Source organism: Phenylobacterium sp., assembly GCF_035309685.1.
Lineage (GTDB): Bacteria > Pseudomonadota > Alphaproteobacteria > Caulobacterales > Caulobacteraceae > Phenylobacterium.
The window spans coordinates 23975-48879 of sequence record NZ_DATGEX010000019.1; the positions used below are offsets into that span (position 1 = coordinate 23975).

Here is a 24905-nt window from a genome sequence, read left to right on the forward strand (position 1 = left end):
CCTCTCCAGGTCACTCAAGGTCCGGGCTGCGCCCGGCCGCGGAGCGGCGCGCCGAAGAGCGCGGCCTTGACTGACCTGAAGAGGCAGGCTCGCATCTACCGTGAGACTTAAGCATTGCTCCGCGCTGGCGCGCCGAGCGGTCACGGGGCAGGCGAGACCATGACCCAAAGGACGGCGAGCTGCAGCTGCGGGGCCCTGTCGATCGCGACCGAGGGCGAGCCGATCAAGGTCTCCGCCTGCCACTGCGTCTCCTGCCAGAAGCGCACGGGCAGCGCGTTCAGCGTGGCGGTCTTCTTCGACGAGGCTCAAACCACGCCGGCCGGGACAGCGAGCCAGTACGTCCGCCTGGGCGACAGCGGCCAGCCGGTGGAGTTCAATTTCTGCCCCACCTGCGCCTCGACGGTCTTCTGGCGCCCGGCGTTCCGGCCGGGTTGGATCGGCGTCGCCATCGGCTGCTTCGACGACCGCGGCCTGCGCCCGACCCAGGCGGTCTATGAACACGAGCGGCTCGACTGGGCGGCGATCAGCATCGAGGGCAGGGCATGAGTGACGCAGACATCTGGCAATGGTCGGCCGTGGAAACCGCCGCGGCGGTCAAGGCGAGGCGGGTCTCCGCCGTCGAGGTCGCCACCGCCCACATCGCCCGCCTGCACGCCGCGAATCCGGCGCTGAACGCTGTGGTCGTCGACCTGACCGACCAGGCGCTGGAGGCCGCCAGGGCCTGCGACCGCGCCCAGGCCGCCGGCGAGGCGCTTGGCCTCCTGCACGGCGTGCCAGTCACCGTGAAGATCAACATCGACGTCGAGGGCCAAGCCAATTCCAACGGGGTCGTGGCGCTCGCGAACAACATCGCGTCCGGCGACGCGCCGGTCACCGCCAACTTCCGCGCGGCGGGCGCGGTGATCCTGGGGCTGACCAATACGCCGGAGTTCTCGCTCCGCACCTTCACCGACAACCCGCTGCACGGCCTCACCCTGAACCCCTGGGACAGGGCGGTGACCTGCGGCGGCTCGTCGGGCGGGGCGGCGTCCTCGGTGGCGGCGGGCATCGGCGCCATCGCGCATGGCAACGACATCGGCGGCTCGCTCCGCGGCCCGGCCCACTGCTGCGGCGTCTCGACCATCAAGTCGACGCAGGGGCGCGTGCCGGCCTTCAACCCCAGCGCGCCCACCGAGCGCCCGCTGATGGCGCAGCTGATGTCGACCCAAGGGCCGCTGGCCCGTGAGGTCGCCGGCGTGCGGCTGGGCCTGGAGGCCATGAGCCGCCGCGACCCGCGCGACACCTTCCAGGCCCCGGCGCCGTTGATCGGGCCGCCGGTCGAGGGGCCGATCAAGGTCGCCGTCGCGCCGATCCCCGCCGACATGGAGACCGACCCGCGGGTCATGGCCCTGATCGGTCAGGCCGCACGGCATCTGGCCGACGCCGGCTACGAGGTCTGCGAGGTCGAAACGCCGGATATCTCGGTCGCGTGGAAGCTCTGGGCCGACCTGATCGTCACCGAGATCGAGACCCTGCAGGGCGCGGGGATGCGGTCGATGGGCAGCCCCGATTTCCTGCAGGTGATCGAGGGCTTCATCCGGCTGGCCACCGTGCTGGACGGGCCGGGTTACATGGCCGCCATCGCCCAGCGTTCGCGGGTGATCCGCGAATGGGTGATGTTCCTGGAAACCTATCCGCTGATCCTGGCGCCGGTTTCGGTGAAGCCGCCGTGGCCGGTGAACGCCGACCTCGGCGGCGACGCGGCCGTGCGCGAGATCTTCTGGAACGACTTCCGCTTCACCTCGGCGATCAGCGTGCTTGGCCTGCCGGCCGCGGCGACGCCGGTCGGCCTGGTCGACGGGCATCCGGTCGCCGCGCAGATCATCGGCCGGCGCTTCCGCGAGGACCTCTGCCTCGATGCGGCGGCGGCGATCGAAGCCCGCGTCGGCGTGCTCAGCCGTCAGCTCTGGGCCCGCTGAGCGGCGGCTACTTCTCCGGCGTCGAACCCGCCGCCGCCGGCTCGGTCACCACCACGTCCGGCGAGACGGTCGGGCAGGCGCCCAGGGTCATCTCGCGGATATTGTACTTGCCGCTGCCGTCGCGCCCGCCGCTGATGGTGTGCTTCAGGATCGGCTTGCCGCTCGCCGGATCCTTCTCCACGCGGAAATACTCCGAGCCGCTCGACCGCAGCACCTTGAACGAGCGGATGCCCACCTGCGGCAGGGCGAAGACCGCGCCGGAGGTGAAGGCCAGATCGCCTTCGACGGCGATGGCGTACTTGTTGTGCTCGCGGGTGATGGTCACGCCGCGGTCGGGGTTGGGAAAGGGCTGCCAGCCGGTCGCCGCGGTGAACCGCATGCCGTCCGGGAGCGCGCCGCCGCACTTCAGCATCACCTCGGGATCGGCCCAGGCGCCGTGCGCGACGCCCATGGCCGCGATGACCGCCAAGCCTGCCAGTCGAAGCTTCATCTTCGCCGCCTCCCGTTCGCCCCACCTTTACGCCGCGCGGCATCGCGCGGGCTAGGCCCTCCGGCGGCCCACGCCTACTGCGGCCCCTCGCCGACGATCTCCAGGACCACCGGCTCGTCCTTGGCGCCGTCATAGTGCCACTGATGGGCGAAGTGGGTGACCGAGGTCCCGGCCGGCAGCGGCGTGGTGGTCTCGGTCGAAAAATCCTTGCCGGTGCCGACCCACCACGTCCCACTGATCACCACCACATGGCGGTCGTTGGGGTGGGTGTGCGGCTGGCTGAAGTGATGCGGCAGCCACTTGACCAGGATGGCGTAGGGCCCGGGCTTGTCGGGATCGCCCCAGAGCACGTAGATTTGCGAGCCCATCCGCGCCTCCCCCTTCCAGGGAATGTCGGCCGGCAGCTTGTAGATGAGCGCCGCGGGATCGGGCGCGGCGCGCGTCGGCCCGGCCAGCAGGGCCGCAGCCAGGACGGCCATCGCAATGCGCTTCATCTGCAAGGCTCCTCCGAGGTCGGCGACCCCAGGAGGCTATCACGTGCGTGGGCGGCGCCTAGGAGCGGCTGCGCCGGGAGACGCCCGTGCTCAGAACAGTCCGGGGATCATCCGGTAGCGCACGATGCGGGCATAGCGGCGATAGGCGCGGTCCTGCATCAGCCAGCGCTCCTCGCGCAGGATGCGGCCGCACTGGCAAAGGCAGGTCACCCCGATCAGCAGGGCGTTGAGCCAGGTCGGGTTCATCAGCAGGTAGGTGATGTGAGCCAGGGCGTAGCCCAGGTACATCGGGTGGCGCACGAAGACGTAGGCGCCGCGCATCCGCACCCCGCGGTTGGCAGGCGCCAGGCCGAAGCTGCGGTTGAGGCTGAGCTTGGCGGCGAGCGTGATCACCAGGCTCTCGCCGGTCAGCCCCACGGCCACGACGAGCGGGACGATCGGCTCGCCGCCGGGCCGCGCCAGCATGGCCAGCAAGGTGCCGCCCAGCGCCATGATCCAGTCGGCGGGGTCGGGGCTGACGCTGGTCGCCGGGCGCCGCACCAGCACGTACCAGACCGTCACCACGTCGGTGCAGGCGATCACGAAGTTCAGCCAGTGGGCCGGGTCGAAATTGGCGACCGCGTAGCAGAGGAAGGCGATCACCACCGTCGCCCGCTCGGCGAAGTCGATGAGCCGTGGGGTGAGGTCCCCCGCACGGACCCTGGTCGCCTGGTCGGTCGATCGTAGCGCGGTCACTCGTCATCCCTCACGAGCGCCAAAGATTTCACAACGAAATGAAGGGCACGATAACCCTTGCGGTTAGCGATGACTGAATCACTGGGCGGAATGCCGCAGGCCGCCTAGTCTCCGCGCCGAATCCAGGGGAAAGGCTGACGATGCGCGCCAACCGTTTGCGGGAACTGTGGGCCGCGGGCCAGCCGGTGATCGGCGGCTGGTGTTCGATGCCGGGCGGCTTCTCGGCGGAAATGATGGCGAGCCACGGCTGGGACGCCGTCACCATCGACACCCAGCATGGGGTGATCGGCTATTCCGAGATGCTGGCCATGTTGCAGGCGATCTCCACGACGCCGGCCGTCCCGCTGGTCCGCGTCTCCTGGAACCAGCCCGGCGAGATCATGCGGGCGCTGGACGCCGGGGCCTATGGGGTGATCTGCCCGATGATCAATGACGCGGCCGAATGCGCCGCCTTCGTGCAGGCCTGCCGCTATCCGCCGGACGGATTCCGCAGTTCGGGCCCCACGCGCGCCGTGATCTACGGCGGCGCCGACTACCATGCCCACGCCAATGAGGAGGTGCTGACCTTCGCGATGATCGAGACGGCGGCGGGCCTCGCCAACGTCGAGGCGATCGTCGCCACCCCGGGCCTCGACGGCGTCTATATCGGCCCCTCGGACCTGTCGCTGGCCATCGGCGGGCCGCCCGGCCAGGATTCCGACGCGCCCCCCCTGATGGCCGCCTTCGATAAGATCCTCGCCGCCTGCAAGGCCGTCGGCGTCCGTGTCGGGGTCCACACCGCCAGCGTCGCCTATTCGCAGAAGATGATCGGCCGCGGCTTCGACTTCGTCACCGCCGGCATCGACACCCGCTACCTCCGCGCCGGCGCCAAGGAGGCCGCCGAGATGCGCGCCTGGCTCGCGGCGCGCTGACGCGCACTCGCGCCCGAATCTGCATCATTCGGCGGCAACGGCTTCGAAAGCTTAGGTGTGGGAAGCTTGCCGCGCCCGAGGCCGGCCCGGGATGTGCGACAGCACAGCCAGGCCTGCCAGGCCGTCGTCCGCGGGAGCGTGACCATGCCGAACCTGATCTGGCCGCGCGCCTTGAGCCCGCAGACCGGCGCCTCGGGCCTGATCGGGCGCACCATTCATTGGCTTGGCGTGGCGCTGGCGGTCCTGGTGCTGTTCACCGCGCTGGGCTTTGCGGTGGACGGCTGGTCGGCGCCGATCGCCGCCGGCATGACGCTGGCCGCGGTCGCCGTGGCGCTGGCCGCGCGCGGCGTCCGCTACCTGCTGGCCCGCGAGTAGCCCGTCTCTAGGGCGCGGGCTGCGCCAGCACCCAGTCGAGCGCCGGATCGCGCCCGGCCTTCACGTCATCCCAGGTCGGCACGATCGTCTTGTCCGGCGCGACCGCGTTGGGGCCGTGTTCGCGGAACTTGTAGTAGAGGCTCGAGGCCCGGACGATCAGGTGGGAGTTGGGCAGGCGAAACTGCCTGGGCTCCTGATAGGAATTGGGCTTCTCGCCGATCTGTTCGCCCACCAGGATCGCCTGGGTCTCGTCCTGGAACTGGGCGGCGTTGTTCATCGCCGCCGAGAAGGTGAGCGCGCCCACCAGCACATAGAGCCGGCCCTTCTGGTTCAGATCGGCGCGGGCGGTCAGCGGCTTCACCAAGGCGGCGTAGCCGATCGTGTTGTCGCCGCCGCCGTTGTCGCGCATGTCGATGACCAGCTTGGCCGGATGGGCCTTGTCGAGCAGGGCCGCCATTTCGCGCCCGTCGCGGATCAGCGTGTCGTAGCCGTGAAAGGCGCAGTAGACCGTCCGCCGCTCGGCCAGCTCCTGGCACCAGAAGGGCTTGCCGGGATTCTGTTTCGCCAGGCCGGAGCCGCCGGCCGTCGCCGGCTGCAAGGGCGCGGCCTTGTCCGCCGGCGGGCGGGCGACGTCGAGGGTCAGCTTGCGCCCCTCGTCGGTGACGACGGTGAAGGCGGCGTGGGTGCGGTCCGGCGCGATCCCCAGGCCGTGCAGCAACAGCCCGCTGCGCAGATAGGTGACCGCGCGGCCCTCCTGCAGTTCCGGCAACTCGTCCTGCGGGGTGAGCGTCAGCGCCCGCGTCCATGCCTCGCCGATCGGCAGGCCGCCGATGCGGACCACCTTCGCGCCCAGCGCCGCCTCCAGGCCGGGCCCGGCGGCGACCACGCGGACGTCCTTGCCATAGCGCTGCAGCTGGATCGGCAGCAGTTGGCGGTCGGCGGGGAAGTTCACCCCGGTGTGGCCGTCGCCGATGGCGTTGGCGATGCGCTCCAGGCCGACGAACACCTCGTCGTTGTTCATCCGGTCGAGCCGCCCCTTCAGCCGGGCGATCTCGGCGTCGAAGGCGGACTTGGGCGTGTGGAAGAAGGCGTTGGCGTGCCGCTTGGGCATTTCGGCGGCGAAGGCGTCGAGGTCCTCGCGCCACTGGGCGGGCGTGAGCTCGATGGTCGGGGTCAGGGCGTCCAGCGGCTTGGCCGGCCCGACGCGCTCGGCTTTCAGGCCCCCGTGGGTCATGCCGTTTTGGAAGTCGCCGGCGAGCTTGTCGCCGGCGAGCTTCAGCTCGGCGTGGCCGAAGCGGCCGCGCGCGTCGAATTTCAGGCTGACCTGGCCGGGCGCGCCCGTCGCCTCCGCCGCCTCGAAGTCGCTCTGCGAGGTGAAGAATTGCGCGACATAGCGGCCGTCGGCGCAGGCCAGGTTCAGGGCGACGTCGACGACCTCGTGCGGGCCGCCCAGCGTCGTTCCCTTGAAGAACCCGGTGGGCGCGCCAACCGGACAGTCCGCCGCCGCGGGCCCTGCCGCCGCGCCCAGCCCGCTCGCGGCCAAGGCGGCCGCCAGCACCGTCAAACCGCCCCGCGGCCAAGCTCCTGCGATCATCCGGCGGCCTCCCCGCCGAGGACTATGGATCGCGGCCGGGTCCCCGACCCGTGAATTCGGGGTAATGCGCCGCCCGGCTACTTCTTCGCCGGCGGCGGCGGGGCCTTGGAGCTGAACTCCGTCTCGATCATCACCTCGACGTCGTCGCCGACGCCCATGGTCGAACCCGCCGCGGGCACGCCGAAGCCCATGCCGAAGGCCGAGCGCTTCAGCACACCGTGGGCCGAGAAGCCCACCCGCGCGCCGCCCGGGTCCATGGCGTTGGCCGGATAGCCGCCGTTGTAGGTGACATCCAGCGTCACCGGCTTGGTCACCCCGTGCAGGGTGAAATCGCCGGTGACCTTGGCGGTCGTCTTGCCGGTGACCTGGACCTTGGTGGACTTGAAGGTGATGGTCTTGAACACCCCCGCGTCGAAGAAACTCTTGCCCATCAGCTGGTCGTGGAAGCCGGCCGGCGGGGCGTTCAGCGCCAGCGATTGCGGATCGATCGTCGCCTCCACCGCCATGGCCGAGGGCTTGGCCGGATCGAACTTCAGCCGTCCGTCGACGCTGGCGAAACGGGCGGTGTAGCGGGAGAAGCCCATGTGGCTGACCCGGAAGGTCACCGAGGTGTGCGCCTTGTCCATCACATAGGCGCCGGGCGGCGGCCCGGCCGGGGCGGTGGGCGCGGCCGCCGTCGCGGCGATGGCCGGGCCGGCCACGAGGACCAGGGCGAGCGCCTTGCCGGCGGCGAGGATCTTGAAGGTCTTCATCTGGTCTCTCCCAAGGCTGTCGCCCTTAAGGACGCGCCGGCCCGCCACGTTCCGACACCGCCGGATGCGAAAGGCAGCACGGCCGCGGATTTCACGCTAGTCTGGCCGCAAGACCTGAGGGCCGCGCGAATGACCTATTGCCTCGGCATGCTGCTGAACGAAGGCCTGGCGCTCGCCTCTGACTCCCGGTCCAACGCCGGCGTCGACCAGGTGATGCGGGTCTCCAAGCTGAACCTGATGCCGGGTTCGAAGGACCGGCTGATCGTCATCCAGTCGGCCGGCAACCTCGCCACCACGCAAGCGGTGGTGACCAGCCTGCACGAGGCCTACGGCGGCGGCGACCGGGCCCTCGACCTCAGCCTAGCGCCCACCATGTTCGAGGTCGCCGGCATCCTGGGCGCCCAGCTTCGCGCCCGCATGGCGGCGGATTCCAGCTTCGTCGCCCCATATGGCGACGCCAGCGGCAGCTTCCTGGTCGGCGGCCAGATCAAGGGCGAGGCCCCGCGGCTCTTCCAGATCTATTCCGCCGGCAACTTCGTCGAGGCGACGCCGCGCACCCCCTTCCTGCAGATCGGCGAGACCAAGTACGGCAAGCCGATCCTCGACCGCTCGGTGACGCCGAAGACCACGCTGACAGAGGCCGCGCGGCTGATCCTGCTCTCCTTCGACGCCACCACCCGCAGCAACCTGTCGGTGGCGCCGCCGATCGACATCCTGCTCTACCGCGCCGGCAGTTTCTCGGCCGCCAACCTGGTCACGGTCGAGGAGGGCGACCCCTACTGGAACGCACTGCGCCGCGGCTACAGCGAGGGCCTGGCCGCCCTCGTCGAAGGCCTGCCGCCGCCGCCGGAGAGCTGGGGCGCGTAGGGGCAGACCCGAAGCCCGCTCCCATTGGCCACGGCTGGCGAACCTGCCCTAGTTTGGTCCCCGCCTGCTCAAGGATGAGCGGGGTAAATGGATGTCCGTCGGGACGGTCCCCCCCTTACATCTCACGGATGATGCGAGCCTTCGGGCCTGGGCAAGTCAAGGCCGCGCTCTTCGGCGCGCCGCTTTGCGGGCGGCCATGGGCCGCGCCTTGAGTTGCCCAGGCCCGAAGGCAAACTGGCCGGCATGAGATTTAAGCTGGCTTCTGGCGAGACCAACCAGCTTATGAAAGCCGTTCCAAGACAGTACCCTTTCCGACGACGTGCGCCCCTTCTTGGATCAGCCACTCCTTTCCTACTCTGAGGTCCGGACGGAGCGCCGACCAATTCAAGAACAGGATTTCGAACTCAGCGCACTCACCTGGATTCAACACTTCGTCCGGCTGCATTTCGATGAAGCCAACCAACATGTCGCGATTGTCGGGACCCAAGAAATTGTGGTTCGGACGATAGCTCCCTCTGATCGGCGCGGAGCGGCCCCCCTCAGCACGTGGGAGCAAGCAGACTCTCGCGCGCACAAGGGCTTCAGCCGAGGTCGAGGTGCCGTCCATCTCCATCCTCAAACCAACGCCTCGAACTCGTCCACCAGCCGCTCCAGCTGCTTCATCCCCGCCGCCCAGAACGACTTCTCGCGCGGGTTCAGCCCAAACGGCGCCAGCGCCTCGACGTAGGTCCGCGTGCCGCCCGCCGCCAGGAGGTCCTCGTACAGCGGCGCGAACGCCACAGGGTCCTCGCGGCGCTTCTCCATCAGGCCACGCACCAGCAGGTCCCCGAACGCGTAGGCGTAGACGTAGAACGGCGCATGCACGAAGTGGCTGACGTAGGCCCAGTAGTGCTCGTAGCCCTTGTTGAGCTTGATGGCCGGCCCGAGGCTTTCGCCCATCACCTCCATCCAGATCGCCCCGATCTCATCGGGCGCCACCTCGCCCTGCAGCCGGGCGGCGTGGAAGCGGGTCTCGAAGCGGTGGAAGGCGATCTGGCGCACCACCGTGTTGATCCCGTCCTCGATCTTGCCGGCCAGGAGGCCCTTGCGCTCCGCCTTCGTCGCCTTGGCCAGCAGCTGTTCGAACACCAGCCCTTCCCCCAGGATCGAGGCGGTCTCGGCCAGCGTCAGCGGCGTGTCGGCCAGGAGCGTGCCGAGCGGCGCGCAGAGGGTCTGGTGCACCGCATGGCCGAGCTCGTGCGCCAGCGTCAGCACGTCCCGACGCTCGCCCATGTAGTTGAGCAGGACGTAGGGGTGCTTCTCCGACGTCACCGAATGGGAATAGGCCCCCGACTGCTTGCCGGGCCGCGGCTTCGCGTCGATCCACGGATGGCTGAAGAAGGTCTGGGCGGTGTCGGAGAACTTGGGCGCCAGCGCCTCGAAGCTCTCCAGCACCATCCCCTTGGCCTCGTTCCAGCTGTAGGTCTTCGGCTGGGCGGTATCGAGCGGCGCATTGCGGTCCCACTGGTCCAGCACGTCGCGGCCCATGGCCCTGGCCTTGAGGCGGTAGTAGCGGTGACTGACGCTGGCGTAGGACTCCACCACCGCGGCCTCCAGGGCCGCCACGGCGTCGGCGTGCACCTCGTTGGCGATGTGCCGCGAGGCGGCGGGGTCCGGATACTTCCGCCAGCGGTCCTCCACCTGCTTTTCGAAGGCGAGCGTGTTGAGGCAGAGCGCCAGCGTCGGGGTCTGCTCGGCCAGCGCCTTGGAAAGCCCCGCGGCCGCCTGCTTGCGCCGCGCGCCGTCGGGGTCCGACAGGCGGTTCAGCGCTTCCGAGAGGGTCAATGTCTCCCGGCCCAGCTTGACGGTGAGCCCGGCCAGGGTCTCTTCCGAGAGCCGGCTCCAGTTGGCGACCGCCGGGCCCCGGTCGATCAGCATCCGCTCGAGGTCGGGGGAGAGCTCGTGCGGCCGCGACAGCCGCACGCGGCGGATCCAGGGCCGCCAGCGCGCGGCCGGCGGATGCGCCCGGAACGCCGCCTCGATCTCGTTGTCGTCGAGCTCGTTCAGTTCGAGGGTGAAGAACAGGCTGTCGGCGGCGATCTGGGCGGATCGGGCGCGCAGGTCGCCCTCGAACTTCGACCAGGCCGGGTCGTTGCGCGCCGTCGACGAGGCCAGGCCCGCATAGGCGCCGACGCCCCAAAGGCCATTGGTCGCCGCCTCATAGAGCTTAATGCCGCCGTCCAGCAGCTCGCCCAGCACCCGCGGATCCGCGCGCCGCGCGACGAAGCGGCCCTTCAGCGCCACCAGGGCGTCATTGTCGGCCTTGGCCTTGGCCAGGTCCGCCTCGATCTTGGGATCGTCGCGGCCCGTGTAGAGGTCGCTCAGATCCCACTGCGGCAGGGTGTCGGTCTTGAAGGGGGCGTTCATGCCCGCTTCTTAGACCTCACATCTTCTGCGTGGCCAGCAGGATCGAGGTCTCGGTGGACGCGATGCCGTCGATCAGGCGGATCTGATCCAGGGTCTGGCTGAAGGCGGCCAGGGTCTCGGTGTCCAGTTCGGCGATCAGGTCCCAGCGGCCGTTGGTGGTGTGGATCTTGTCCACCTCCGGGAAGCCGCGCAACGCCTTGACCACCGCGCCCGACCGCTCGCCCTCGATGGCGATGCACATGATGGCGCGGACGCGCGCGGCCTCCATCTCCGGGCGGGTGCGCACGGTGAAGGCCTGGATGGCGCCGCCGGGCGCCAGCATCCGGGCGATGCGGTTCTGCACGGTGCCGCGGCTGACCTTCAGCCTTGCCGCCAGCGCCGAGGCCGGCGTCCGCGAATCGGCCCTGAGCAGGGCCAGCAGTTGGCGGTCGAGGTCGTCCAGCATTTCGGCATTCGTCCTGCGCAAATCGCCAGACAATATCACGAAATACAGCATCCTGGTCGCTATTCGCTAGCACCCGGCTGAGCGATCCTGGGGCTCAAACCGCCATAAGGATCGCCCGATGGACCAGCGACCGCTCTTCCTCATGACCGATCCGAGCTGTTTCGACGTCAGCTACCAGATCAATCCGTGGATGAAGCCGACCGCGTGGCGGCCGGAGCACGCCGCCACCGCGCAAACCGCCTCGGGCGATCTTAGAGCCTCCCTTCAGGAGGCTGGGGCCCACGTCGAGACCATCGGCGCCGTGCGTGGCCTCCCCGACCTCGTGTTCCCGGCCAACGCGGCGGTGGTGCTCGACGGCAAGGTTCTCCTCGCCCGCTTCCGCCATCCCGAAAGGCAGGGTGAGGAGGCGGTCTTCCGCTCGGTCTTCACCCGGCTGCGGTCCCGGGGCCTGGTGCGAGAGCTCATCGACCTGCCGGAAGGCGTCCTGCAGGAGGGCGCCGGCGACGCGATCTGGGACGCTCGGCGCGGCCTTTTCTGGGTGGGTCACGGCCCGCGCTCGACCCGAAGCTCGGTGAAGGCCATCGCGCGGACTTTCGGCCGCGAGGTCGTGGGCCTCGAACTGGCGTCGGACCGCTTCTACCACCTGGACACCTGCTTCTGCCCGCTCAGCGGCGGCGAGGTGCTCTACTACCCTGAGGCCTTCACGGCGCAGGCCCTGGCCACGATCCGTGAGCGTCTGCCCGAGCCGCAGCGGATCGAGGCCACCGCCGACGACGCCGCCGCCTTCTGCGTCAACGCCGTCAACCTCGACGCCGACCTGATCATGGCGCGCGCCCCGGCCGCGCTAAAGGCCAGGCTCGCGGCCCATGGCTATCGCCTGATCGAAGTCGACCTTGCCCCCTTCATCCTCTCCGGAGGCGCCGCCTACTGCATGACCCTACGCCTGGACCGGACGAGCGACGCCCATCCCGCCATCCTGGCCGCTGAATGAGGTCCTAGAACCATGAACGACATCGCCCTTTCCCGCTCGCTCGCCAGCGATCTGATCGCCCTTGAGAGCCTCTACGGCGCCAAGAACTACAAGCCGCTCGACGTCGTCCTGACCCGCGGCTCCGGCGTCCACGTGTGGGACGTCGAGGGCAACCGCTACCTCGACTGCCTCTCCGCCTATTCCGCCGTGAACCAGGGCCACTGCCACCCGAAGATCCTGGAGGCCATGGTCGAGCAGGCCGGGCGCCTGACGCTGACCGGCCGCGCCTTCCGCAACGACCAGCTCGCGCCCTTCTACGAGGAACTCTGCGCGCTCACCGGCAGCCACAAGGCCCTGCCGATGAACTCCGGCGCCGAGGCCGTGGAGAGCGCCATCAAGGTCGCGCGCAAGTGGGGCTACGAGGTGAAAGGCGTGCCGGCCGGCCAGGCCGAGATCGTCGTCGCCGCCGACAACTTCCACGGCCGCACCGTCGCCATCGTCGGCTTCTCAACCGATCCGCAGTCGCGCGGGGGCTTTGGCCCCTTCGCGCCGGGATTCAGGGTCGTGCCCTACGGCGACGCCGAGGCGCTGGAGGCCGCCATCGGCCCCAACACCGTCGCCTTCCTGGTCGAGCCGATCCAGGGCGAGGCCGGCGTGATCATCCCGCCCGCCGGCTATCTGAAGCGGGCCCGGGAGCTCTGCACGCAGCACAAGGTCATCCTGATCCTCGACGAAATCCAGACGGGCCTGGGCCGCACCGGCAAGCTGCTGGCCGAGGCGCACGATGGCGTCGAGGCGGACCTCACCCTGATCGGCAAGGCGCTCTCGGGCGGCTTCTATCCGGTCTCCGCAGTGCTCTCGAACACCGAGGTGATGGACGTGCTGCATCCGGGCGAACACGGCTCAACCTTCGGCGGCAACCCCCTGGCCTGCGCCGTGGCCCGCGCTGCGCTCCGCGTGTTGACCGAAGAGGGCATGGTCGAGAACGCCGCCCGGGTCGGCGACCGCCTGCTGGCCAGCCTCAAATCCATTCGCGCCGACAGCGTGAAGGAGGTGCGCGGCCGCGGCCTGATGATCGCCGTCGAACTCCATGCCGGGGCCGGCGGGGCGCGGCGCGTCTGCGAGGCCCTGCAGGCCCGCGGCCTCCTGGCCAAGGAGACCCACGAACACACGATCCGCATCGCTCCGCCGCTGATCCTCACGCCCGATCAGGCCGACTGGATCGCCGAGCAGTTCGAAGCGGTGCTGCGCTAGAGCCGCGGCCTACTTCGCCGCCACCGCGGGCGCCGCCGGCAGCGGCTCCCCCTTGCCCTGGCTGATCAGGAAGGCGCGCACGTCCTCCACGTCCTGTTTCGACAGGAACCTGGCGAAGCTCACCATGCCGTTGTGGGCGCGCACCCCCTGGATCACCACCGAGTTGAAATCGTCGGGCGTGGTGATCATCGGCGAGCGCTTCAGGTCCGGCAGCCACGAGCCCGTGGCGTTGGTGCCGTGGCAGACGCCGCAGTTGTCGTTGAACACCGCATAGCCGTGCGCCTTGTCGCCGGTGGTGGTCACCTTGGTGAGGTCGATGGTCGGCTGGGCCGGCAGGACGAAGTCCTTGGCCTTTTCGGTCCCGCCGATCTTGAACACCAGGAGGCGGCCCGGCAGCCGCGGCCGCGTCGGCATATAGGCCGGGGCCGAGATCTGGCCGCCGCCGCCCGAACCCACCATCAGGGCCACGTACTGCTCGCCGTTCAGCTCATAGGTCATGGGAGCTGCGATCACGCCGTTGCCGGTCTGGTAGGACCAGAGCTGTTTCCCGCTCGCAGCGTCATAGGCGTAGAACTGCCCCTCGGCCGCGCCCTGGAACACCAGGCCGCCGCCGGTCGAGAGCACGCCGGCGTTCCAGAAATAGGGATGCTCGACGCTCCAGACCGCCTTCTGGGCCACCGGGTCCCAGGCGATCAGATAGCCCTTGTAGGAGGCGGCCGCGGCCTTGGCCTGGTCGGCGGTCATCGGCCCGGCGTTGGCCAGCGTGTTGATGCCCAGGTTCCAGGCGCCGGCCTTGTAGCCGAAGGTCTTGGCGCCCTGGTAGGCGAAGGGGTCCGACTGGGCCGGGATATAGACCAGGCCGGTCTTCGGACTGAACGACATCGGGTGCCAGTTGTGGCCGCCCAGCGGCCCCGGCTGCTGCAGGTCGACGCTGCCGTTCTTGTAGCGCGCCTCAGGATTTTCCACAGGCCGGCCGGTCGCGATGTCGATGCTCTTGGCCCAGGTGACCGGCACATAGTTCTTGGCCGACAGCAGCTTACCCGTCGTGCGGTCCAGCACATAGAAGAAGCCGTTCTTCGGCGCCTGCATCAGCACCTTCCTGACCTGACCGTCGATCTTCAGGTCGGCCAGGATCATCGGCTGCACGGCCGAATAGTCCCAGCTCTCGCCGGGGTTCACCTGGTAGTGCCAGACGTATTCGCCGGTGTCGGCGTTGATCGCCACGATGGACGACAGGAACAGGTTGTCGCCCTTGCCGCCGGAGCGCTTCTCCTGGTCCCACGGCGTGCCGTTGTCGACGCCGAAATAGATCAGGTTGAGCTGCGGATCGTAGACGATGGCGTCCCAGACGGTGCCGCCGCCGCCGACCGTCTTCCACTGGCCGTCGGGCCAGGTGGCCATGGCCTTGTCCTTCAAGACCTTGTCGGAGGGCTCGCCATCCGGCGCGCCCGTGGAATTGGGCAGGGTGTAGAAGCGCCAGAGCTTCTTGCCGGTGGCCGCGTCATAGGCGCTCAGGAAGCCGCGCACGCCATATTCGGCGCCGGACTCGCCGATCAGCACCTTGTCCTTCACCACGCGCGGCGCCTGGGTGATGGTGAAGGGCGTCTTGGGGTCGCCCACCTGGGCCTGCCAGGCGACCTGGCCGGTCTTGGCGTCGAGCGCGATCAGCCGCGCGTCCATGGTGCCGACGTAGACGCGGCCCTTCCAGACCGCCACGCCGCGGTTGACCACGTCGCAGCAGGCGTCGAAGCCCTTGGCCCCGTCGACCTTGGGATCATAGGACCACTTCAGCTTCCCGGTGGCCGCATCGAAGGCGTAGACCTTGGACCAGGCGGTGGTGGTGTAGAGCACGCCGTCGACCATCAGGGGCGTCGCTTCCTGGCCGCGGTCGGTGTCGAACTGGGCGTACCAGGCCAGGCCCAGCTGGCCGACGTTGGCGGTCGAGATCTTGTCCAGCGGGCTGAACCGCTGCTCGGAATAGCCCTTGCCGTAGGAGACCCACTCGGCGTTGGTGTCGGCCGCCGCGATGCGGGCGCCGTCCACGTTGGCGGTGAGTTTCTCGCAAGCCGCCACGGTGAGCGCCAGCGCAAGCGCCAGCCCGAGCTTGATGATCCGCATCTGAGACGCCCTCTCCCGCGGCCTTTCGGGGAACCCGAAGGGCCTAGTGTTCAACGGCCGTAGTCTCGGCCTTGGGGGCACTATGCTCGGGATCGCGACGCGGGCAAGCGGTCCGCGGCGTCAGCCGGGGCGGTCAGCGCTTCTGGTTGGTGCTCAGCGAGATCGATTCCGGAGGCTTGGCCTTCGGCTGCTTAGGCTTGCGGACTTCCTTGTTGGACTTCTTTTGACCCTTGGCCATGGCGGGCTCCTTTCGGGGGGTTTTGGATCAGCGGGTGCTGCGGCGGTCGTTGAGCAGCGGCGTGCGCGGGGCGGCGAGCGGCTTGCCGGAGGACCGCGGATCGGAGAGATCGCGCCGGGTCGGCGTCATCGTGCCGGTGTAGATTTTCATGGCCGCAGGTTCCTTCAGGCGGAACGGCGCACACGAACGCGTGGCCGGCCGCGCGTTTCGTTGGGTAGGCCATTCTAGCACGCCGCCCGCGGGCGCGGCGCGATCTTTCAGTCCGCGACCCGCCGAAGGATCTCGGCGGCCGCGGCGTCCAGGTCCGCCGCCTCCAGTCCGCCCGCGTCCACCACGCCCAGGAGCCCCCGCGTCTCCTTGCGGCGCGACCGGCGGTAGGCCGGGTCGTAGTGCAGTTCGATCAGCGCCAGCGCCAAGGCCTCGAAGTCGCCGGCGTCGGCCAGCTCGGCCCAGGCCGCCAGCCGCTTGCGCCCCGGCGGCGTCGGCAGGCGGCGCAGCGCCTCGTCGAGCGCGGCGCGGTCCTCGATGATGTCGCGGTAGGCGCGGACCAGATACCGCGCCCGGGCCTGCGGCGTGGCGGCGAGTTCGACGCGCGGCGCCTGCGCCATCGCCTGCCAGAGCGCCGGCGGCACCATCCGCTCGCCCACCTTGCTGGACTCGGCTTCGACGAACACCGGCCGCGCCGGGTCGAGACCGTCGAGGACGCCCAGCAGCCGGCTCTCGAACATCTTCTGGCTGGGTTGCGGCCGGCCGGCGAAGCCGCCCAGCAGCGACCCGCGATGCGCCGCCAGGCCTTCCAGGTCGATCACCTGCGCGCCGCGCGCGGCGAGCTTCAGCAGCACCTCGGTCTTGCCGCAGCCGGTGTCGCCGTCGAGCAGGATGAGCCGGAGCGGCAGGGCGCCGTCATAGAGCCTCGCCGTCACGTGCCTGCGCCAGGTCATGTAACCGCCGGCCAGGACAGTGGTCCGCCAGCCCACCTGCGACAGGATCACCGCCATGGCGTTCGAGCGCATGCCGCCCCGCCAGCAATAGATCAGCGGGCGAAAGCCGCCGGGCTTCTCCGCCAGCGCGGTCTGCAGGTGCCTGGCCACATTGGCCGCCACATAGGCCGCGCCCACGCGCCGGGCCTTGAAGCGGTCCTCCTGCACATAGATCGTGCCGACCTCCGCCCGCTCGGCGTCCGACAGCACCGGCAGGTTGATGGCGCCCGGCGCATGGTCCTGGGCGAACTCGCCGGGGCTGCGCACATCGATCACCGCGTCGTAGGCCGTCAGGCTGGCGAGGTCCGCGCGGTCCAGGATCTCGATACCGGGCAAGTCGGAAGGCCTTCGGTCTGCGGGCGGCTCGGCCCTATAAGCAAGCCTATGACAGCCCTTTCGCCAGACGCCAGCCCCATGCCCGTTCGCCTGACCTCCCTCGCCCACGGCGGCGGCTGCGGCTGCAAGCTCGCGCCAGCGGTGCTGCAGTCGATCCTCAAGGGCATGCCGGCCACCGCCGGCTTCGCCGACCTGATGGTCGGGACCGACACCGCCGACGACGCCGCGGTCTGGCGGCTCAACGACCACCAGGCCCTGGTGGCGACCACCGACTTCTTCATGCCGGTGGTGGACGATCCCTTCGACTTCGGGCGGATCGCGGCAACCAATGCGCTCAGCGACGTCTACGCCATGGGCGGGACCCCGATCCTGGCGCTCGCCATCGTCGGCATGCCCATCGACAAGCTCAGCCCCGAGACCATCCGCGCGATCCTGGAGGGCGGCGCCAGCGTCTGCGCCGCGGCGGGCATACCGGTCGCGGGCGGCCATTCCATCGACAGCGTCGAGCCGATCTACGGCCTGGTGGCGCTGGGCCTGGTGCATCCCGACAAGGTGCTGACCAACCGCACGGCCCAGGCGGGCGATGTGCTGATCCTGACCAAGGCATTGGGCGTCGGCGTCTTGAGCGCCGCCTTCAAGCAGGAGCGCCTCGACGCGGCGGGCTACGCGGCCCTCATCGCCTCCACCACCCAGCTCAATGCGGTCGGCGCCGAGCTGGGCGGCCTCCCGGGCGTGCATGCGGTCACCGACATCACCGGGTTCGGCCTGCTGGGTCACGCGCTGGAGATCTGCCGCGGCGCCGGCCTGACCGCGCAGATCGGCGCGGCGCCGCCGCTGCTGGCCGGCGTCGAGGCGCTGGCCCGCGAAGGGGTGCGCACCGGCGCCTCGACCCGCAACTGGGCGAGCTATGGCGAGAGCGTCCGCCTCCCCGCCGACCTGCCGGACTGGCGCCGCGACCTGCTCACCGACCCGCAGACCAGCGGCGGCCTCCTGATCGCCGTTGCCGAAGGCGACGCGGCGGCCGTGCTCGGCCGGGTCCGCGAGCGCGGCTTCCAGGCGGCGGCGATCGTCGGGCGCTTGACCGCGGGACCGGCGGAAGTGCGGGTCGCCGGGTGAGCCTTCAGGCCAAGCTCGCAACGGCGTGACTTGACCGCGTAGTTTACGGGCGTAACAGTGACCCCCAAATCACGGACGTAAAGCTATGACGCGGATCTCGGCGGCGGAAAGCCAGGTGATGGAGGCGGTCTGGGGCAAGGGCCCGCTGGCCGCCGACGAAATCGTGGCCGAGGTGGGCGCGCCGCAAAGCTGGGGCGAGGCCACCGTCAAGACCCTGATCAACCGGCTCCTCAAGAAGAAGGCGCTGATCTCCGAGCGCAGCGAGGGCCGCACCCGCTACCGCGCGCTCGTCACCCGTGAGGACTATGTGCAGGGCGAAAGCCAGGGCCTGCTCGACCGCCTGTTCGGCGGCGAACTGGCCCCGCTGGTCGCCCACTACGCCAAGCACCGCACGCTTTCGTCCGACGAGGTCGCGCGCCTGAAGCGCCTGATCGCGAAGTTCGACGATGGCGACTGACGTCCTTTTCACCCTCATTCATCTGAACCTCGCGGCGGCCGCGGCGATCCTGATCGTCCTGGCGGTCCGCCCGATGGTGCGCCGCCAGCTGGGCGCCGAAGTCGCCTACCGCCTGTGGATCTGCGTGCCGGTCGCGGCGCTGGCCGCCCTGCTGCCGGCCCAGGCGGCGACCCGCATCGTGCCGCCGGGTCTCGGCTTCCACTTCGACCCCGTCTACCAGGCCTCGCAGAGCCTGGCGCTGGCGCCGGCGCGGCCGCTGATCGCGCTTTGGCTGCTCGGCGCGGGCCTGGGCGTCATGATCATCGCCTATTGCCAGCTGCGCTTCCTGCGGATGGCGCGCCGCGGCCGCGCCGGGCCCGCCGTCACCGGCTTTTTCGCGCCGCGCATCATCATGCCGGGCGACGCGGCGACCCGCTATTCCGACGAGGAGCGCGTCTTGATCCGCGCCCACGAGCGCACCCACATCGACCGCGGCGACCCGCGCACCAACGGCCTGATCGCCTTTGCCCAGTGCCTGCTGTGGTTCAACCCGCTGGTCCATATCGCCGCGCGCGAGGCCCGCATGGATCAGGAGCTGGCGTGCGACGCCGCGGTGCTGGCGCACCGCCCGGGCCAGAAGCGCCGCTACGCCGAGACCCTGCTGAAGACCCAGATCGGCGCCATCGCCACCCCGCTCGGCTGTCACTGGCTGGCGGGCGCCGAACCGCATCCGCTGGAGCGCCGTATCCAGGCGCTGCGCCGCCCGGCCCCCGACTTTCGCCGCCGCGACTGGGGCCTGGGCCTGATGGCGTTCGCGGTGGTCATGGCCGCCTACGGGGCCTGGAAGGCGCAGCCCGCCGCGATGGCCCAGGGCATGCCGCCGGTCTATGTGCCGGTCGACGTCGACCACATGGAAGCGATCATCGTCCCGGTCTACTACCGCTAGGCGCCCGGGCTGATCCGCGCCTACCCTCTTCCCATGACCGCAGGCCGCGCCGCCCCTGTCGCCGGCATCGCCGCCCTTCTGGTGCTGGGCCTTACGGCCTGCGACGCCGCCCAGAATGCGCAGGCGCAGGCGGCGCCGCCCGAGCCGCAGCCCGGGCTCTCGCAGCTCTGGCAGGTCGACCTGATCGGCGCGAACGGCAAGCCGGAGGCCACCACCTTAGCCTGCGTCGACGACGAGCTTCGCAAGCAGTTCGTGGCGACCCGGGTCAAGGTCAACGGCGGCGGCTGCATCGACATCACCACGCCGGCGCAGAAGTCGCGCGGCTGGGCGCTGCGCTGCCAGGCGCAGGGCCGCTGGTTCACCATCAGCTCGTCGGCCACCGGCGACGCGGCCCACGACTTCCGGCTCGACGTCGCGATGACGCCGGTCTTCCCGGAGCTCGGCACGGCGCATCAGGTCCGCCGCTTCCGCCGTCTCGGCGCCTGTCCCGCCGGTTGGCGGATCGGCGACCAGGCCAAGCCTGGCGAGCGGCCGGTCCGCCGAAAAGGCTAGGGCTTCAGGCCCAGGGTGCGGCCCGGCATGCCGGCAGCGTCGAAATAGGTCTCGCCGGCCGCCTCCTGGGCGTTGAGCACCGTGATGAAACCATTCGCCGCCGGCTCCGACCGCACCGTGAGCGCGTGGGACTCCGGCGCCGCCCCGCCGTCGGTCAGGGCCTCGCTCATCACCCGGCCCAGCGCGCGGCCGCGGGGCTGCAGGTCAAGGCCCAGGACATGCGCCAGCGTCTGAGCCCAGTCGGCGTTGCTCACCGGCGCCGGGTCGACGAAGCCTGATTTGAAGTCCGGGCCGATCGCGGCCATGAAGTTGTGCGTGTCCTGGCGGCCGAATGAGCCGTGGATCCCCTGGCCGTGCTGCTGGCTGGAGTCGGCGATCTCGACGCCGCACATCTCCGGATCGGCGCAGCCGGTAGACCAGCTCTTGAAGGAGATGACGATCGAGGGCCGAGGCGTTCGGGCCGAACCGATCAGGCCGATCCGGCTCATCGGCAGGGCGCCGGGAACCGGGCCGAGCGCATCGTTGACGAAGATCGCGCCCACATAGTCCTGCCGCGTCAGGAACTCCACCACCTTGGGCGCCAGCGCCGCCGCATCCGGCCCCGGCAGGTAGATCAGGTCCGTGCCGCCGTTGGGCGCGATGATCACCTGCGGGTGCGCCGGGTCGGGGCCAAGCAGCGACCCGCGCTTCGGATAGAAGCCCTTGGCGGGGAGCACTTCGGACCCGGTGGAATCGCTCAGCTTCAGCTTCAGGCCGAGCGACATGTCGATGTCCAGGAAGCCCTGCGGCAGGAGGCCGGGCTTCACGTCGCGGTAGCCGAACTTCGCCGAGGGGCTGTTCGGGCTCTCGCGCGACATGGTCGAAAAGCCGTGGTCGGCGGTGACCACGATGTCGGTGTTGTCGGCCAGACCCAGCGCCGCCACCTCGTCGCGCAGCGCCTGCAGGTCGTTGGACGCGTTGCGGATGGCGGCCTTGGAGGTCGGGCCGTTGATCCCGGGCTCCAGGCTGTTCAGGCTGTCGCCCTGGCCATGCTGGGTGCCGTCCGGATCGCGCGACCAGAAGACGAGGATGAAGGGCTTTCCCGACGCCTTGAATCTGGGCAGCAGCACCTTGGTGGCGACGCCTGCGAACCAGTTCTGCTGCTCGACATTGGCCACCAGGGTGCCGGCCATGTTGAAGGCGCCGCTGCCGCCGTTCAGGCCCCGGTCCGGCGGATAGAGGTCCAGGCCCGCGGCCTTGATCGCCGCGGCGACCTGCGCGTCGGTCGGAATGCCGTGGCCGCCGTCGCGGCCGCCGGTGTCGTCGTCGAACTCGATGACGCCCTTGCCGTCGCGGGAGGTGACGTCCTGCAGGGCGGTCGGCCCGTGCTTGCCAAGCGCGGCCACCAGGTAGCCCTTGGCGCGCGCGGCGGCGAGCAGGGTGGTCTCGCCCAGATAGTTGCCCCCGAACCGCTGGTTCAACAGCGCCTGCAGGTCGTCGTCCTCGATGGCGGCCAGCGAGGAGCCGTAGGGCGCCGGCAGCGGCGGGCCGATGAACATCGTGTTGCCGAAGTCGCCGGTGTCGGCGAGCAGGTGGCCGGTGGCGATGGCCGAGGAATTGGGCGTCGTCACCGTCGGATAGAGCGAATGGCTGTTTTCGAAATCGACGCCCTCGCGGCGGACGGCGGCCAGCGCCGGCGCGGTCTCCGGCGTCACGCTGTGCGAGCGCAGGCCGTCGGCGACGAAGATGATCACATTGCGGGGTTGGGCGGCGGCGGGGTGGCCAAACAGCAACGCCGCGAGGAGCGCGCCCGCGGCGGCGAGTTTTGAAGACTGCATCGGCGCACCATGGCGGCGCTTCGTGACAGTACGGTTGCACGGCGCGCCGACGCTCCCCGCCGTGCAAGCCTGTGCTAGGATTTGGACCTCGGTCGGGGAGCGAGGTCATGCGGAAGGCGATGTCCTGGGCGGTCTGCGCCGCCTTGCTGGCGGCAAGCGTGGGCGGCGCGGCGCGCGCGCAGGTCAAGGCGGGCTCGGAGACCGGTCTGGGCCTCACCGGCGCCGATGTCCCGCCACTGCTGGCGACGATCAAGGCCGACCCTTACAAGGCGCCCACGGCGCCCGCCTGCGACACCGTCCCGGCCGAGATCCTGGCGATCAACGACCTGATCGGCGCCGATCTCGACACGCCGCCGGAGCCCGAGGACAACAAGAAGAGCCTGATCGCCAAGAGCGGCGACGTGGCGCGCGGCCTGGTGCCCTACGGCGGCGTCGTGCGCTTCGTCACCGGCGCCAACAAGAAGGACAAGGAGCTGCGTGAAGCTGTGCTGGCGGGCTACGCGCGGCGCGGGTTCCTGCGCGGCGTCGAGGTCAACATGAAGTGCCACCCCGATCCGCCGCCGCCCACGCCCGCGCCGCCCGCCCCGCCGGCCCGGTCCAAGGGCAAGGCGAAGGCGCACTGACCGCAAGCCGACGCCGGCGTTGAACCTCCAGCGCCTTCGGGGATTTAGCTCCCCGCGGAGGGGCTGCAGGAGAGCGGCGCCATGGCCCCGTCAACTCGGGCGCAGACGGTTCGGACGATCGGGATGCTGGCGACCGTCGGCGTCGCGGTCTCGCTGGCGGGCGGCGCCGCGGCGCAGGTGACGCCTGGGTCGCAGCAGGGACTTGGCCTCACCGGCGCCGACATTCCGCCGATCCTCAAGGCGGTCGAGGCCGATCCCTACCGCTATCCGGCAGAGCCCGCGTGCGAGAGCATCCCGCAGGAGATCCTGGCGCTCGACCAGGTTCTGGGCCCCGACGTCGACGGCGAAAAGGCCAAGTCCAGCAAGGTCCACATGGCGCTCAACTACGCGCGCGGCATGATCCCCTATCATGGCTATGTCCGCTTCCTCACGCGCGCCGACGCCAAGGACAAGGCCCTGCGCGATGCGGCCACCGCCGGGGTTGCACGGCGCGGCTTCCTGCGCGGTCTGGAGGCCCACCTGCGCTGCGCCCCTGCCTCCAACATCCAGGCCGCCGACACCCAGGTGGCCGACGCCAGCGCCAAGGCGCCCGAGATCAAGCCGGTCGATCTCAAGGTCGCCGATCTCAAGATCGCCGTGGCCGCACCCGCGCCCGCGCCCTTGCCCGCGCCCGGGGCCACCGCGGGCGACGAGCTTGCGCGGCAGATGCTGACCCCGGTTTCGAGCCCCGCCGCCCCGGCGGTCGCGCCCACCCCGGCCCTCGCCGAGAGCCCGCCCGTCTCGAGCCATGTGGTCTATCGATGGGTCGACGCGGTCTCGGGCCGGCCCATCGTGCCGGACCCCGATCCGCCGGCCGGCCGTTAACGCCTGACTCAGGTCTCCGAAACCGGTTCTTCACGCCTCCCCTGTATCAATTCGTGACAACAGGAGCCTTCGTCCATGAGACGCAGGCCGGTTTCGGTGGGTGTCTTCAAATGGCCAAAACGGTCCTTGTCGTCGATGACGACCCGACGCAGCGTCGGCTGATCCAGGCGGTCCTCGAGCGCGAGGGCTTCGTGGTCTCGCACGCCGAGAACGGCGACCAGGCGGTGATGCATCTGGCGGCCGGCGGCGTGGCCGACGTGATCCTGCTCGACATGGTCATGCCCGGCATTTCCGGCCAGGAGACCCTGGTCGAGATGCGCGCCCGCGGCTTCAACCAGCCGGTCATCGTGGTCACCGCCACCGGCGGCGTCGACACCATCGTCCAGGCCATGCAGGCCGGGGCCATCGACTTCTTCGTCAAGCCCGCCGCGCCGGAACGGATCATGGTCTCGATCCGCAATGCGCTCTCCATGGGCGCCTTGAGGGGTGAGGTCGACCGGCTGAAGAAGCACGCGTCCGGCCGCACCGGCTTTTCCGACCTGATCGGCTCATCGCCCGCCATGACCATGGTCAAGCGGCTGGGCGAGCGGGCGGCCAAATCCTCGATCCCGATCCTGATCACCGGCGAAAGCGGCGTCGGCAAGGAAGTCATCGCCCGCGCCGTCCACGGCTCGTCGGAACGCGCTGGCAAGCCCTTCGTCGCCGTCAACTGCGGCGCCATCCCCGAGAACCTCGTGGAGTCGATCCTGTTCGGCCACGAGAAGGGCAGCTTCACCGGCGCCACCGACAAGCACCTGGGCAAGTTCCTGGAGGCTAACGGCGGCACGTTGTTCCTGGATGAAGTGGGTGAGTTGCCCCTAGACATTCAGGTGAAGCTCCTTCGCGCCTTGCAGGAGAGCGAGATCGACGCGGTCGGCGGCAAGCGGCCGATCAAGGTCGACGTGCGCATCGTCTCGGCCACCAACCGCGACCTCAGCCTGGCGGTGAAGGAAGGCCGGTTCCGCGAGGACCTGTTCTATCGCCTGAACGTCTTCCCGATCGAGGCCCCGGCGCTGCGCGAGCGCAAGGAGGACGTGCCGGCCCTGGTCGACGCCTTCGTCAAGCGCTTCAACGTGGAGGAAGGCAAGGCGGTGGTCGGCGCGACGCCGGAGACCATGGCCTATCTGTCGGCCTTCGACTGGCCGGGCAACGTCCGTCAGCTGGAGAACGCGGTCTACCGCGCGATCGTGCTGGCCGACGCGCCCTACCTGCAGCCGCACGACTTCCCCTCGATCAGCGGCGTGGCGCCGCCGGCCCAGGCTGCCGAACCGGCCTCCGCGATCGTCGCGGCCATGCTGCCGGCCGCCGGCGCGTCGAGCGTCGGGCTGATGCCCGACATGCCGCAGGCCATTCCCGTCCGCATTCTCGACGAGCGCGGCCACCTGCGGACCCTGGAAGAGATCGAGCGCGACCTCATCCAGCTCGCCATCGAGATCTACGCCGGTCACATGAGCGAAGTCGCCCGCCGCCTCGGCATCGGCCGCTCGACCCTCTACCGCAAGGTCCGCGAACAGGGCCTGGAGGACGTGATCAAGGGAGGGACCGATGACGCCAGCGACGAAGACACCGACGCCGCACAGGTGGCCTGA

The 24905-nt window shown here is 69.9% G+C and carries 26 protein-coding genes; 14 read left to right on the top strand and 12 right to left on the bottom strand.

Annotated features, from left to right (window positions below; translation table 11 throughout):
- The first annotated feature begins 159 nt into the window (after window positions 1–159).
- Window positions 160–546, top strand: a complete 387-nt coding sequence (locus tag VKQ35_RS05680) for a GFA family protein (RefSeq protein ID WP_324359420.1) — start codon at window positions 160–162, stop codon at window positions 544–546.
- Entirely contained in the window at window positions 543–1958 is a 1416-nt protein-coding gene (locus VKQ35_RS05685) for an amidase family protein (RefSeq protein WP_324359422.1), read from the top strand. The genes VKQ35_RS05680 and VKQ35_RS05685 overlap by 4 nt, the downstream gene beginning before the upstream one ends.
- A gap of 7 nt (window positions 1959–1965) precedes the next feature.
- Here the strand turns inward: VKQ35_RS05685 and VKQ35_RS05690 are convergent, their stop codons facing one another.
- From VKQ35_RS05690 to VKQ35_RS05700, 3 genes are all read right to left on the bottom strand, one after another.
- Window positions 1966–2448: a hypothetical protein gene (locus VKQ35_RS05690; RefSeq protein WP_324359424.1), complete on the bottom strand. Its 483-nt coding sequence runs from the start codon at window positions 2446–2448 to the stop codon at window positions 1966–1968.
- A gap of 74 nt (window positions 2449–2522) precedes the next feature.
- Complete coding sequence (locus VKQ35_RS05695) at window positions 2523–2942, bottom strand: cupin domain-containing protein (RefSeq protein WP_324359426.1); 420 nt, start codon at window positions 2940–2942, stop codon at window positions 2523–2525.
- Window positions 2943–3032: 90 nt separating this feature from the next.
- Window positions 3033–3677, bottom strand: coding sequence for a methyltransferase family protein (locus VKQ35_RS05700; protein WP_324359428.1), 645 nt, complete (start codon window positions 3675–3677; stop codon window positions 3033–3035).
- Between the two features lie 140 nt (window positions 3678–3817).
- Between VKQ35_RS05700 and VKQ35_RS05705 the strand changes: the two genes are divergently transcribed.
- Window positions 3818–4588 carry an HpcH/HpaI aldolase family protein gene (locus VKQ35_RS05705; protein WP_324359430.1) on the top strand — a complete coding sequence of 257 codons (771 nt, stop codon included), beginning with the start codon at window positions 3818–3820 and terminating at the stop codon, window positions 4586–4588.
- 144 nt (window positions 4589–4732) lie between these two features.
- A complete protein-coding gene (locus tag VKQ35_RS05710) occupies window positions 4733–4963 on the top strand; it encodes a hypothetical protein (protein WP_324359432.1) in 231 nt (76 codons plus the stop codon).
- 7 nt (window positions 4964–4970) lie between these two features.
- Here the strand turns inward: VKQ35_RS05710 and VKQ35_RS05715 are convergent, their stop codons facing one another.
- Together VKQ35_RS05715 and VKQ35_RS05720 are read right to left on the bottom strand one after the other, a co-directional pair.
- The gene (locus tag VKQ35_RS05715) at window positions 4971–6557 is read right to left on the bottom strand and encodes a hypothetical protein (protein WP_324359434.1); all 1587 of its coding nucleotides are present in this window, start codon (window positions 6555–6557) and stop codon (window positions 4971–4973) included.
- 77 nt (window positions 6558–6634) lie between these two features.
- Entirely contained in the window at window positions 6635–7309 is a 675-nt protein-coding gene (locus tag VKQ35_RS05720; protein WP_324359436.1) for a YceI family protein, read from the bottom strand.
- Between the two features lie 129 nt (window positions 7310–7438).
- Between VKQ35_RS05720 and VKQ35_RS05725 the strand changes: the two genes are divergently transcribed.
- Window positions 7439–8176: a peptidase gene (locus VKQ35_RS05725; protein WP_324359438.1), complete on the top strand. Its 738-nt coding sequence runs from the start codon at window positions 7439–7441 to the stop codon at window positions 8174–8176.
- 615 nt (window positions 8177–8791) lie between these two features.
- Here the strand turns inward: VKQ35_RS05725 and VKQ35_RS05730 are convergent.
- Both VKQ35_RS05730 and VKQ35_RS05735 read right to left on the bottom strand, forming a co-directional pair.
- Complete coding sequence (locus VKQ35_RS05730; protein ID WP_324359440.1) at window positions 8792–10582, bottom strand: M3 family oligoendopeptidase; 1791 nt, start codon at window positions 10580–10582, stop codon at window positions 8792–8794.
- A 16-nt stretch (window positions 10583–10598) separates the two neighbouring features.
- Window positions 10599–11027: an Lrp/AsnC family transcriptional regulator gene (locus tag VKQ35_RS05735; RefSeq protein WP_324359442.1), complete on the bottom strand. Its 429-nt coding sequence runs from the start codon at window positions 11025–11027 to the stop codon at window positions 10599–10601.
- 118 nt (window positions 11028–11145) lie between these two features.
- Between VKQ35_RS05735 and VKQ35_RS05740 the strand changes: the two genes are divergently transcribed.
- The gene (locus VKQ35_RS05740; RefSeq protein ID WP_324359444.1) at window positions 11146–12018 is read left to right on the top strand and encodes a dimethylarginine dimethylaminohydrolase family protein; all 873 of its coding nucleotides are present in this window, start codon (window positions 11146–11148) and stop codon (window positions 12016–12018) included.
- 12 nt (window positions 12019–12030) lie between these two features.
- Complete coding sequence (gene rocD / locus VKQ35_RS05745; RefSeq protein ID WP_324359446.1) at window positions 12031–13251, top strand: ornithine--oxo-acid transaminase; 1221 nt, start codon at window positions 12031–12033, stop codon at window positions 13249–13251.
- A 9-nt stretch (window positions 13252–13260) separates the two neighbouring features.
- Here rocD and VKQ35_RS05750 read toward each other — a convergent pair whose 3' ends face one another.
- The 4 genes from VKQ35_RS05750 to mnmH form a co-directional block, all read right to left on the bottom strand.
- Entirely contained in the window at window positions 13261–15369 is a 2109-nt protein-coding gene (locus VKQ35_RS05750) for a PQQ-dependent dehydrogenase, methanol/ethanol family (RefSeq protein ID WP_324359448.1), read from the bottom strand.
- Between the two features lie 133 nt (window positions 15370–15502).
- A complete protein-coding gene (locus VKQ35_RS05755) occupies window positions 15503–15607 on the bottom strand; it encodes a hypothetical protein (RefSeq protein WP_324359450.1) in 105 nt (34 codons plus the stop codon).
- A 27-nt stretch (window positions 15608–15634) separates the two neighbouring features.
- Entirely contained in the window at window positions 15635–15757 is a 123-nt protein-coding gene (locus VKQ35_RS05760; protein WP_324359452.1) for a hypothetical protein, read from the bottom strand.
- Window positions 15758–15864: 107 nt separating this feature from the next.
- Window positions 15865–16923, bottom strand: a complete 1059-nt coding sequence (gene mnmH / locus VKQ35_RS05765; RefSeq protein WP_324359454.1) for a tRNA 2-selenouridine(34) synthase MnmH — start codon at window positions 16921–16923, stop codon at window positions 15865–15867.
- 78 nt (window positions 16924–17001) lie between these two features.
- Between mnmH and selD the strand changes: the two genes are divergently transcribed.
- The 4 genes from selD to VKQ35_RS05785 all read left to right on the top strand — a co-directional run bounded on the left by selD (window position 17002) and on the right by VKQ35_RS05785 (window position 19973).
- On the top strand, window positions 17002–18039 hold the full coding sequence (gene selD / locus VKQ35_RS05770) for a selenide, water dikinase SelD (protein ID WP_324359456.1): 1038 nt from the start codon (window positions 17002–17004) through the stop codon (window positions 18037–18039).
- A gap of 85 nt (window positions 18040–18124) precedes the next feature.
- On the top strand, window positions 18125–18496 hold the full coding sequence (locus tag VKQ35_RS05775; protein WP_324359458.1) for a BlaI/MecI/CopY family transcriptional regulator: 372 nt from the start codon (window positions 18125–18127) through the stop codon (window positions 18494–18496).
- Window positions 18486–19421 (top strand): M56 family metallopeptidase, encoded by a 936-nt coding sequence (locus tag VKQ35_RS05780; RefSeq protein ID WP_324359460.1) that lies wholly within the window; start codon window positions 18486–18488, stop codon window positions 19419–19421. Before VKQ35_RS05775 ends, VKQ35_RS05780 begins: the two co-directional genes overlap by 11 nt.
- Before the next feature lie 33 nt (window positions 19422–19454).
- Window positions 19455–19973: a hypothetical protein gene (locus VKQ35_RS05785; protein ID WP_324359462.1), complete on the top strand. Its 519-nt coding sequence runs from the start codon at window positions 19455–19457 to the stop codon at window positions 19971–19973.
- On the opposite strand, the gene VKQ35_RS05790 is transcribed toward VKQ35_RS05785, so the two are convergent.
- Window positions 19970–21790: an alkaline phosphatase family protein gene (locus VKQ35_RS05790; protein WP_324359464.1), complete on the bottom strand. Its 1821-nt coding sequence runs from the start codon at window positions 21788–21790 to the stop codon at window positions 19970–19972. The genes VKQ35_RS05785 and VKQ35_RS05790 overlap by 4 nt on opposite strands.
- A 107-nt stretch (window positions 21791–21897) precedes the next feature.
- Here VKQ35_RS05790 and VKQ35_RS05795 point away from each other — a divergent pair, with 107 nt between their 5' ends.
- From VKQ35_RS05795 to VKQ35_RS05805, 3 genes are all read left to right on the top strand, one after another.
- The gene (locus VKQ35_RS05795; RefSeq protein ID WP_324359466.1) at window positions 21898–22413 is read left to right on the top strand and encodes a hypothetical protein; all 516 of its coding nucleotides are present in this window, start codon (window positions 21898–21900) and stop codon (window positions 22411–22413) included.
- A gap of 81 nt (window positions 22414–22494) precedes the next feature.
- Complete coding sequence (locus VKQ35_RS05800) at window positions 22495–23277, top strand: hypothetical protein (protein WP_324359468.1); 783 nt, start codon at window positions 22495–22497, stop codon at window positions 23275–23277.
- 110 nt (window positions 23278–23387) lie between these two features.
- Window positions 23388–24905 (top strand): sigma-54 dependent transcriptional regulator, encoded by a 1518-nt coding sequence (locus tag VKQ35_RS05805; protein WP_324359470.1) that lies wholly within the window; start codon window positions 23388–23390, stop codon window positions 24903–24905.

Bases quoted from the DNA above. Each gene is read 5' to 3' on its own strand.
- VKQ35_RS05755 (WP_324359450.1), bottom strand. From the start codon at position 15,607: ATGGCCAAGGGTCAAAAGAAGTCCAACAAGGAAGTCCGCAAGCCTAAG.
- VKQ35_RS05805 (WP_324359470.1), top strand. From the start codon at position 23,388: ATGGCCAAAACGGTCCTTGTCGTCGATGACGACCCGACGCAGCGTCGG.
- VKQ35_RS05685 (WP_324359422.1), top strand. From the start codon at position 543: ATGAGTGACGCAGACATCTGGCAATGGTCGGCCGTGGAAACCGCCGCG.
- VKQ35_RS05740 (WP_324359444.1), top strand. From the start codon at position 11,146: ATGGACCAGCGACCGCTCTTCCTCATGACCGATCCGAGCTGTTTCGAC.
- VKQ35_RS05790 (WP_324359464.1), bottom strand. From the start codon at position 21,790: ATGCAGTCTTCAAAACTCGCCGCCGCGGGCGCGCTCCTCGCGGCGTTG.
- rocD (WP_324359446.1), top strand. From the start codon at position 12,031: ATGAACGACATCGCCCTTTCCCGCTCGCTCGCCAGCGATCTGATCGCC.
- VKQ35_RS05710 (WP_324359432.1), top strand. From the start codon at position 4,733: ATGCCGAACCTGATCTGGCCGCGCGCCTTGAGCCCGCAGACCGGCGCC.
- VKQ35_RS05720 (WP_324359436.1), bottom strand. From the start codon at position 7,309: ATGAAGACCTTCAAGATCCTCGCCGCCGGCAAGGCGCTCGCCCTGGTC.
- VKQ35_RS05680 (WP_324359420.1), top strand. From the start codon at position 160: ATGACCCAAAGGACGGCGAGCTGCAGCTGCGGGGCCCTGTCGATCGCG.
- VKQ35_RS05690 (WP_324359424.1), bottom strand. From the start codon at position 2,448: ATGAAGCTTCGACTGGCAGGCTTGGCGGTCATCGCGGCCATGGGCGTC.
- selD (WP_324359456.1), top strand. From the start codon at position 17,002: ATGCCCGTTCGCCTGACCTCCCTCGCCCACGGCGGCGGCTGCGGCTGC.
- VKQ35_RS05695 (WP_324359426.1), bottom strand. From the start codon at position 2,942: ATGAAGCGCATTGCGATGGCCGTCCTGGCTGCGGCCCTGCTGGCCGGG.
- VKQ35_RS05780 (WP_324359460.1), top strand. From the start codon at position 18,486: ATGGCGACTGACGTCCTTTTCACCCTCATTCATCTGAACCTCGCGGCG.
- VKQ35_RS05725 (WP_324359438.1), top strand. From the start codon at position 7,439: ATGACCTATTGCCTCGGCATGCTGCTGAACGAAGGCCTGGCGCTCGCC.
- VKQ35_RS05715 (WP_324359434.1), bottom strand. From the start codon at position 6,557: ATGATCGCAGGAGCTTGGCCGCGGGGCGGTTTGACGGTGCTGGCGGCC.
- VKQ35_RS05705 (WP_324359430.1), top strand. From the start codon at position 3,818: ATGCGCGCCAACCGTTTGCGGGAACTGTGGGCCGCGGGCCAGCCGGTG.
- VKQ35_RS05795 (WP_324359466.1), top strand. From the start codon at position 21,898: ATGCGGAAGGCGATGTCCTGGGCGGTCTGCGCCGCCTTGCTGGCGGCA.
- VKQ35_RS05750 (WP_324359448.1), bottom strand. From the start codon at position 15,369: ATGCGGATCATCAAGCTCGGGCTGGCGCTTGCGCTGGCGCTCACCGTG.
- VKQ35_RS05735 (WP_324359442.1), bottom strand. From the start codon at position 11,027: ATGCTGGACGACCTCGACCGCCAACTGCTGGCCCTGCTCAGGGCCGAT.
- VKQ35_RS05800 (WP_324359468.1), top strand. From the start codon at position 22,495: ATGGCCCCGTCAACTCGGGCGCAGACGGTTCGGACGATCGGGATGCTG.
- VKQ35_RS05730 (WP_324359440.1), bottom strand. From the start codon at position 10,582: ATGAACGCCCCCTTCAAGACCGACACCCTGCCGCAGTGGGATCTGAGC.
- VKQ35_RS05760 (WP_324359452.1), bottom strand. From the start codon at position 15,757: ATGAAAATCTACACCGGCACGATGACGCCGACCCGGCGCGATCTCTCC.
- VKQ35_RS05775 (WP_324359458.1), top strand. From the start codon at position 18,125: ATGACGCGGATCTCGGCGGCGGAAAGCCAGGTGATGGAGGCGGTCTGG.
- VKQ35_RS05785 (WP_324359462.1), top strand. From the start codon at position 19,455: ATGACCGCAGGCCGCGCCGCCCCTGTCGCCGGCATCGCCGCCCTTCTG.